The organism is Deltaproteobacteria bacterium, from assembly GCA_019308925.1.
In the GTDB taxonomy this organism is placed as follows: Bacteria; Desulfobacterota; B13-G15; order B13-G15; family RBG-16-54-18; genus JAFDHG01.
Window position 1 is genome coordinate 9,762 of the sequence record JAFDHG010000082.1, and the last position, 7,992, is coordinate 17,753.

General features: G+C 52.6%; 9 protein-coding genes and 1 tRNA gene (1 of these 10 cut by a window edge). 6 read left to right on the forward strand and 4 right to left on the reverse strand.

The window, feature by feature from the left end:
• Positions 1–329, reverse strand: partial view of a hypothetical protein gene (locus tag JRI46_11380; GenBank protein ID MBW2040169.1) — the 5' portion only. It extends 688 nt beyond the left edge of the window; only the first 329 of its 1,017 coding nucleotides appear in the window; it begins with the start codon at positions 327–329; its stop codon lies beyond the left edge, outside the window.
• 522 nt (positions 330–851) lie between these two features.
• Between JRI46_11380 and dksA the strand changes: the two genes are divergently transcribed.
• The 4 genes from dksA (at position 852) to JRI46_11400 (ending at position 3,230) form a co-directional block, all read left to right on the forward strand.
• Complete coding sequence (gene dksA / locus JRI46_11385) at positions 852–1,214, forward strand: RNA polymerase-binding protein DksA (GenBank protein MBW2040170.1); 363 nt, start codon at positions 852–854, stop codon at positions 1,212–1,214.
• A 25-nt stretch (positions 1,215–1,239) separates the two neighbouring features.
• Positions 1,240–2,232 carry a galactose-1-phosphate uridylyltransferase gene (galT, locus tag JRI46_11390; GenBank protein MBW2040171.1) on the forward strand — a complete coding sequence of 331 codons (993 nt, stop codon included), beginning with the start codon at positions 1,240–1,242 and terminating at the stop codon, positions 2,230–2,232.
• A gap of 61 nt (positions 2,233–2,293) precedes the next feature.
• Positions 2,294–2,381: transfer RNA gene (locus JRI46_11395), tRNA-Leu, on the forward strand.
• Positions 2,382–2,426: 45 nt separating this feature from the next.
• The gene (locus JRI46_11400) at positions 2,427–3,230 is read left to right on the forward strand and encodes a glutamate racemase (GenBank protein MBW2040172.1); all 804 of its coding nucleotides are present in this window, start codon (positions 2,427–2,429) and stop codon (positions 3,228–3,230) included.
• On the opposite strand, the gene lpxC is transcribed toward JRI46_11400, so the two are convergent.
• Both lpxC and JRI46_11410 read right to left on the reverse strand, forming a co-directional pair.
• Entirely contained in the window at positions 3,231–4,574 is a 1,344-nt protein-coding gene (gene lpxC, locus JRI46_11405; protein MBW2040173.1) for a UDP-3-O-[3-hydroxymyristoyl] N-acetylglucosamine deacetylase, read from the reverse strand.
• Between the two features lie 123 nt (positions 4,575–4,697).
• A complete protein-coding gene (locus JRI46_11410) occupies positions 4,698–5,138 on the reverse strand; it encodes an Hsp20/alpha crystallin family protein (GenBank protein MBW2040174.1) in 441 nt (146 codons plus the stop codon).
• A gap of 141 nt (positions 5,139–5,279) precedes the next feature.
• Between JRI46_11410 and JRI46_11415 the strand changes: the two genes are divergently transcribed.
• Complete coding sequence (locus JRI46_11415) at positions 5,280–6,239, forward strand: RNA polymerase factor sigma-32 (GenBank protein ID MBW2040175.1); 960 nt, start codon at positions 5,280–5,282, stop codon at positions 6,237–6,239.
• Positions 6,240–6,397: 158 nt separating this feature from the next.
• On the forward strand, positions 6,398–6,679 hold the full coding sequence (locus tag JRI46_11420) for a hypothetical protein (protein MBW2040176.1): 282 nt from the start codon (positions 6,398–6,400) through the stop codon (positions 6,677–6,679).
• Positions 6,680–6,875: 196 nt separating this feature from the next.
• Here JRI46_11420 and JRI46_11425 read toward each other — a convergent pair.
• On the reverse strand, positions 6,876–7,992 hold a 1,117-nt coding region (locus JRI46_11425), incomplete at its 5' end, for an amylo-alpha-1,6-glucosidase (protein ID MBW2040177.1).

A 7,992-nucleotide genomic window follows, 5' to 3' on the forward strand; every position in this document is an offset into this window, starting at 1 on the left:
GCTATCCCATCCTTTGTAAGTTCTGAAGATACAAGAGAACTTATTGCCATGTTTATCCCTTTGCCAAGGATCGGCCTGTCCCTTTCCTTCCTGCTTATCTTTAAATAATCCCTCAGATACTCATAGACTATCTCACTCATCTGCGCATCAAACTGCAGATGGTATATTTCAGGGATATCAGCCTTTTTTAGCGTATTATATAGTACATCTTTTACCGTATATAGTAAACCTCTGTTGGTCTTTGCAATCTTCTTATCTGACTGGTCGCTCACAACAATCTTCTTGATCCTGAACCGGTCTTTATCTATCTGGTGAAATATCCCTGTCAAAATATTGCTCATAGCCAACTGAATCACTGTAGAACGAAGCGCCTCCGGATCTTCATTTCTGTCAGGTATTATGATTACTAATTTTTTATCCTGAAGGGGATAACCACCTTCTTCCAGATACTGTTTCGCATACTCTACCGACGGTATGTCTACCCTGTAACTAAAAAAATTCTCTCTGGCATAGTCTATCTGGCATAGTCTAAGATGTCCATAGTTTCATAAATGTCAGAAAATTGTTTAAAATATTTGTTTATCCAGAATCATCCCATCTCTTGGCAGTCTCTTACTTTTTGAGATCTTTGCAAGATTTATAATGCCAAACACCCTTTTGTCAAGGACAACTTTTTTATTTGCTCTTCAGGCCTTTTTGTGTTCAGCCACCCCCAGAGTCAGAAAATGCCTGCTCAGATGGGCTTGACCCCTCTTCTGCCAGTTGATAAACTGACCCACTTTCCCCTATTGACTTTCCTCAATTTTTTCATTACTGTTTCTTTTTCAAATTATCCTTTCTGGAGCAAAGGAGTGGATGAGGAAAGGCTCCGATATTTCAAGGCCCTCCTGAGCGAACAGCTAAAGAACCTCATTGAGGAGGCCACCAAGACTGTCAACGATATGACGGTAACCGTAGCGGACTTTTCGGACCCTACAGATAGAGCATCATGGGAGTCGAACCGCAACTTTCTGCTCCGAATCCGGGATAGAGAAAGAAAGCTGATCATGAAAATCAAGGAAGCTCTGGAGAGGATAGAGGAGGGGACCTTCGGCATCTGTGAAAGATGCGGGGAGGAGATCTCAGAGAAGAGGCTGGAGGCCAGGCCTGTGACGACCCTCTGCATCAGGTGTAAACAAGAACAGGAGGAGATGGAGAAGAGGGGAATAAGGTGATCTCCTTTCTATCCTTATGGCCCCCATGCCGGAGTTAAGGAAAGACCCCATCATCGGGAGATGGGTTATCATCGCTACCGAGAGGGGAAAGAGACCCTCTGATTTTGTCAGCGAGGCAGAAGTAAGAAGAGGAGGATTTTGCCCCCTTTGCCCTGGTAACGAGGACAAGACCCCCCCTGAAGTCTATGCCCTCAGGTCCGAAGGTTCAAGGCCCAACACCCCTGGCTGGAGCCTGCGGGTCGTGAAGAATAAGTTCCCCGCCTTGGTGGCCGAGGAGAGGCTGGAGAGAGGCAGAACAGGGGTCTATGATTGGATGAGCGGGGTGGGGGATCACGAGATAGTCATCGAGACACCCCGGCATAACATCAGGTTCTCCAATCTCGAGGTAAAGGAGGTAGAAGATGTCCTCTGGGCGTACAGGGAGAGGATTCGCTCCCTGAAGAGGGATTCTCGCTTTCGTTACGTTATGGTCTTCAAGAATTATGGTGCGGCCGCAGGGGCCTCTTTAGAACACTCCCATTCCCAACTGATCGCCTTACCCATCGTCCCCAAAAGGGTCTTTGAGGAGATGGAGGGGGCGAGGACTTACTATAACTATCGCGATAGGTGTATCTTCTGCGATATCATAAATCAGGAACTTATCGCAGAGAGTAGGATAATAGAGGAGAAAGGCGGGGTTGTCGCCTTAGCCCCCTTTGCCTCACGTTTCCCCTTTGAGACGTGGATTATCCCCGAGGCCCATAGCCCCTCCTTTGAGGATATGAAGGGCTATGGGGAGCTGGCCCAGGTCCTCCTGAGAGTTCTGCAAAGAATGGATCATGTTTTGAACGACCCCCCTTACAACTTCGTCATCCACACCTCTCACTTCCGGGAGTCCCAAAATGAATACTACCACTGGCACCTTGAGATCATGCCTAAACTGACCAAGGTGGCCGGCTTTGAATGGGGGACAGGTTTCTACATCAACCCCACACCCCCAGAGGAGGCAGCCCGATATCTGAGGGAGGCCTTTCTTTGAGATGAGGGTATCTATACCCTATCTTGACAATCCTAAAAGAGGGGTGTAATTTAAAAACAAGGCCTGGATGGCGGAACTGGTAGACGCAAGGGACTTAAAATCCCTTGGGGCTGTGCCCCGTGCGGGTTCGACCCCCGCTCCAGGCACCAGAGAGGGATGATCCCACCCCGAGGGTGGGACATTTTTTGGTAAAAATGAAAGAGAGAAAAAGACCAATTGGGATCTTTGACTCGGGAGTGGGTGGGTTGACGGTGTTTAAAGAGGTGACCACCATCCTGCCTCGGGAGGACATCATCTACTTGGGAGATACGGCGAGGATCCCCTATGGGACAAGATCCCCCGGGACCATCCTCAAATATTCCCTAGAGAACACGAGTTTTCTCCTAAGCCAGGGGATTAAACTTCTGGTGGTCGCCTGCAATACCTCCTCGGCCGTGAGCCTCCCACAACTGCAGCAGGAGAACGAGATTCCTATCCTCGGGGTGATCGAGCCTGGGGCGAGGAGGGCAATTGAGGTGACCCAGAACAAGAAAGTTGGGGTAATCGGGACTGAGGCGACGGTGAGAAGTCGCGCCTATGAAAGGACCATCCAAGGGATCGATCCCCATATCAAGGTCATCAGCCGGGCTTGCCCCCTCTTTGTCCCCTTAGCGGAGGAGGGTTGGGTGGGCAATCAGGTGACCCGCCTGACGGCCCAAACCTACCTTTCCCCCCTGCGTGAGGAAATGATAGATACCTTGGTACTCGGCTGTACCCATTACCCCCTCTTAGAGGGGATCATCAGGGAGACCATGGAAGATGGGGTATGTTTGGTCAACTCCGCCAAGGAGACGGCCAAGGAGGTCAAGAAGGTCTTAGATGAGGAAGATCTCACCAGCCTAGGGGATAAGGATGGGAAATATAAATTCTATGTCACTGATAATGCGGAGCGCTTCACAAAGGTGGGGGGGATATTCTTGGGGAAGGAATTGAGAAGGGTCGAAGAGATAGGTTGGTGATCAGATCCCCATTTCCTTTCTGATTTCCCGCAGCATAGCGATGTTTTCGCTGTGACCGGTCATGTGGGCGGTGACCATCCCCTTGAGGGGACGGTTCAGGAGATAAAAATCCCCGATGAGATCAAGGATCTTATGGCGGACAAATTCGTCGGGGAACCTCAGTTTGGTATTCACCACCCCTTTATCGTCCAGCAGGATTACGTTATGCAGATGTCCTCCCCCAGCCAGCCCCATCTTGCTCAGTTTTTCCGCATCCTTTAAGAAACCAAAGGTCCGAGCAGGGGCGATTTCTCGCTTGAAGGTCTCTGAACCATCCAAGACAAAGGTATATTCCTGCTCCCCAATGGGGGGAGGATAGCTGAGGTGATACCGTACCCCGAAGGTATCTGCGGGTTCTATGTAGATGTATTTGCCCTGCGGTGATTCTTCCCCCACCTGATATCGGCGATCTATCACCAACTCCTCGTATCCGACCATCTGTTCCTCAATCCCTGCCTCCTCGATGATCCTGCAGAAATCCAAGGCAGAACCGTCCATGATGGGGATCTCCCCGTTGATCTTGATCAAGAGGTTGTTGATGCGGTAAGCGTGCAAGACCGCCATAAAATGCTCCACTGTCCTGATAATGGTCCTCCCTTTGGCCACCGAGGTGGCGAGCTCCGTGGATCGGACATAATCCAGATGTCCTGGCACGGCGAGGTCTTCAGAAAGATTGCAGAATAGGATACCGCTGCCCGGGGACAGCGGCAGCAGGATCATCCCTGTCTTCAGCCCGGAGTGGAGGCCGGTCCCGTAAAGAACCATACTCTGTTTGAGGGTGCGCTGGGGCTGAAGGCCTGGTTCCAAGAAGGTCTCGGGGGAGGTGGGCAGGGATTTAGTCAACTCAGCCGCCGGGGGGGTAAGGGAGGTGATCTCTTGCAGTCTTTTCTCATTGTCCCTCAGCAGCCTTTGCAGGCGTTTGCTTTCCACCCTCAATTGGCGGTGTTCCAAGGCCTTTTCCAAGGTGATCAGGAGGATATCCATGGAGAGGGGTTTCTCGATGAAGTCAAAGGCCCCCAGCTTCACCGCCTTTATAGCAGTGGAGATTGTCCCATGCCCAGAAATTATAACAACTGCACTGTCTGCATCTATCTCTTGTAGCCTCTTCAGAACCTCTATCCCATCCATATCGGGCATCCATATGTCTAGCAGGAGGGCATCGGGTGCCTCCGCTTGATAGATTTGCAGGGCCTCCCTCCCGTCCCGGGCAATAGTAGTCTCATACCCCTCATCTTGGAGGATGCCGACAATGGACCTTAAAATTACTTCCTCATCGTCCACCACCAAGATCTTCGCCTTCTCCATGGATACCTCCTCCTTCATGTGGTACCCAATCTTATAGCACAAAGGGCCTCTGTATGCAAAGAGAAAAGGGATTGAGACATCGATATGATATCCCAACCCCTCCTCCAGGAGATGGATTACCCCTTACTGTACCTCGATCTTGACCTCCTTTTCCTTGGCTCGCTCTGTCTTGGGGAGGGTTATCTTGAGGACACCATCTTTATAGTTGGCTTTGACCTTATCCTCTTGGACTTCCACGGGGAGGCGCACGGACCGAAAAAAGGAACCGTAATTCCTTTCTATCAGGTGATAGTTTTCATCCTTTTCCTCCCGCTGTTGTTTCTTCTCCCCCTTTATGGTCAAGATCCCACTAGCCAAAGAGATATCGATATCTTTTGGGTCTATCCCCGGGGCCTCTGCCTTAACCATAACCTTATCTTTGGTCTCAGATACGTCCAAGGATGGGGTCCACTCCCCCCCTTCCCACTCAATGGGCCTCTCACCGGATAACCTGTCCCAGAGGCGATCCATCTCTCTGCGCAAGACATCCAATTCCCTCAAAGGTCTCCATGGTATCAGAGTCATAATTATCCCTCCTTTGCTTTTAATTATCCTTCCATAGAAAAATTTAATCATCCTCAGACCATTTTCAAGCAAAGACCGTAAAGGGCCAAGGGGGTTGTCATTTCCCCCAGGTGGGATTAACATTGGAAAAAGGAAGGGGAGATGGCCAAGGCACCCAAAAAGTCAAAGATATCTTTACCAGAGGAGCTCGACGAGCTAAGGACCATGGAAAGGGCGAAGGGGGAAAAATTAGCCCCTTACGATCCCCTACGCCGTTACCTGCATGAGATCAGCAGCGCCCCCATCCTCAGCAAGAAAGAAGAGAGGGAATTGACCATCAGATATCGTGAGTTTGGGGATAAGGAGGCGGCCTTTAAAATGGTGGTCTCCAACTTAAGACTGGTGGTTAAGATCGCCCTGGAATATCATCACTACTGGACCACCAATCTCCTGGACCTCATCCAAGAGGGCAATGTGGGGCTGATGCAGGCGCTCAAGAGGTTTGACCCTTATCGCGGGGTCAGGTTTACCACCTACGCCTCCTTTTGGATCAGGGCCTATATCCTGAAGTTCATCATGGGCAACTGGCGGCTGGTGCGTATCGGTACCACCCAGGCCCAGCGAAAGCTCTTCTTCGACCTGAAGAAGGAGAAGGAGAGGTTAGAAAAGATGGGCTTCGACCCTGTCCCGAAACTGGTGGCCGAGAGCTTGAACGTGAAAGAGGATGAGGTGGTCTCCATGGACCAACGGATGGAGATGGCGGAGATCTCCCTCGATACACAGGTGGGCGAGGACTCCAAGGAGACCTTCGGAGATCTTTTACCTGCGGGAACCTCCCCCCAAGATGAACGCTTAGGGGAGGAGGAGCTTAGGAAGCTCTTTGCCCAGAAGTTGGGGGAGTTCCGCCTTTCGCTCAATGAAAGGGAACAGGAGATCTTCGAGAGGAGGATGATGGCCGAGAAGCCTCTGACCCTGCGGGAGATAGGTCAGAAGTACAATATCTCTCTGGAGAGGGTGCGGCAGATAGAAGGGGAGATACTGGAGAAGGCTAGGGAGTTCCTGCGGCGGGAGATGCCCGATTTCGATGCCCATAACGGGGACATTTGGGCCCTCTCCGACTGACCCCAGTATTTTCAGGAGTAAAGATGAAGATTCTAAGCCTCATGGAGGCTTGTCTTGTTGATCCGTGAGTCATTGGAGGAGGTGAAGAGGCAAATCCTCTCTCCTCATGCTCAACTGAGCAGTTAGACCAAGGGGAGGGCGAATGAGGAGGTAGAGATATGGTGGAAAAGGCCTTGGATAGGATAGCGGAGCAAATCATCACCTTGGATGAGGCCTCCTTGAGCCAGTTGAGGAAGAAGTACCTGGACAGGCTCTTTGACTTTGAGCCCACCAAGGAATGGGAGAAGGCGGTGATCATCTACTTCATCATCAACGGGGTGACCGCCAAGAACAACCTCTTCAACCGCCACATCCTGGAATTGCAAAAAGGGGAGAACAAGGGACCTGTAAAAGGGAGTCCAAAGGGGGAAAAGAGAGGAAAGCTAAAGGTCATCAAGTAAAATTAAGAAGGTTCAAGGATTCGAGGGTTCAAGTGCTTGTCTTTTTCAGAGGTTTCGATCAACGTTAAAGCTCACCGGCGGCGCGTAGCGCCGTCTGCTGCATGCTGTTGTTAGCTGGCTCCTCGTCATCACGGCGTCGTGCGCCTGCGCCGTCCTATCCTATCCGTGTGTGCGCCAAAACCTGAGGCATGTCGTCTCATTTGATCGCCACCACGCTAACTTGGCCCTCCTTGCGTAGCACGTTGATTCCCACGTCGTCATGGTGACGAACGAGCGAGAGGTCCAAGCTGGCCTCCCCCACAAGGAGCCCCTTGATCTGTACTTCTTGAAGGAACTCCGGTAGGCACGGATTGGAGAACACGACCTTCCTCTCCGACCCGCGCACCTCCATGCCGAGGCAGGCTTGAAGGAGAAGCAACACAGCCCCCGATGCCCAAGACTGCGGAGCGCACGAGACCGGATAAAGCGTTGGGCTCTCGCCCGGACGCCGGAGAAAGCCGCTGAAGAGCTCGGGCAACCGATGCAGGTCGAAAAAGAGGCTGGCATCGAAGAGTCCCGTGAGGATTTTTAGCGCTTCGACTTTGAGCCCGTATCGAGCCAACCCTGCCGCGATGATTGCATTGTCGTGTGGCCAGACCGACCCGTTGTGATAGGACATGGGGTTGTAGCACGACTCCGTGGCCGCCACGGTCCGAATCCCCCATCCGGAAAACGACGCCTTGCTTGTGAGCGCCCTGGCGAGTCGGCGTGCGTGTTTCTCGTTTGCGATCCCCGCGAAGAGGCAGTGTCCAGCATTGGAGGTGCGCACTCGACAGGGGCGCTTGCGTCCGTCCAGTGCCAGTGCGTACGTGGAAAGATCGTCGCACCAGAATACTTCCTCGAACCGGCGCCGCAGCGTCTCCGCCCCGTCGGCCAACTCCTTCGCCCGTGCGTCCAGTGCCATGGCTTCGGCCATCCGGGCCGCCGCAAGCTTTGCGGCATACACATAGCCTTGGACTTCACACAGCGCAATCGGCCCCTCGGCCAGGGCGCCGTCCTCGTGGAAGACCGAATCGTACGAGTCTTTCCAGCCCTGGTGGACGAGCCCGCGCTCGGAACGGGGGGCATACTCCACGAACCCGTCGCCATCGCAGTCGCCATACTGGTCGATCCACTGTAGAGCGCGCTCCACGTGGGGCCAGATGACCTGGGAGAAATCATGATCGGCGGTGCGCTCGAAGTACGCACCCGCCAGTAGGATGAAGAGCGGAGTCGCATCGATGCTTCCGTAGTAGCGGCTAAACGGGACCTCGCCCGTGGCGGCCATCTCCCCC

Bases quoted from the DNA above. Each gene is read 5' to 3' on its own strand.
- galT (MBW2040171.1), top strand. From the start codon at position 1,240: ATGCCGGAGTTAAGGAAAGACCCCATCATCGGGAGATGGGTTATCATC.
- JRI46_11400 (MBW2040172.1), top strand. From the start codon at position 2,427: ATGAAAGAGAGAAAAAGACCAATTGGGATCTTTGACTCGGGAGTGGGT.
- lpxC (MBW2040173.1), bottom strand. From the start codon at position 4,574: ATGGAGAAGGCGAAGATCTTGGTGGTGGACGATGAGGAAGTAATTTTA.
- JRI46_11410 (MBW2040174.1), bottom strand. From the start codon at position 5,138: ATGACTCTGATACCATGGAGACCTTTGAGGGAATTGGATGTCTTGCGC.
- JRI46_11415 (MBW2040175.1), top strand. From the start codon at position 5,280: ATGGCCAAGGCACCCAAAAAGTCAAAGATATCTTTACCAGAGGAGCTC.
- JRI46_11420 (MBW2040176.1), top strand. From the start codon at position 6,398: ATGGTGGAAAAGGCCTTGGATAGGATAGCGGAGCAAATCATCACCTTG.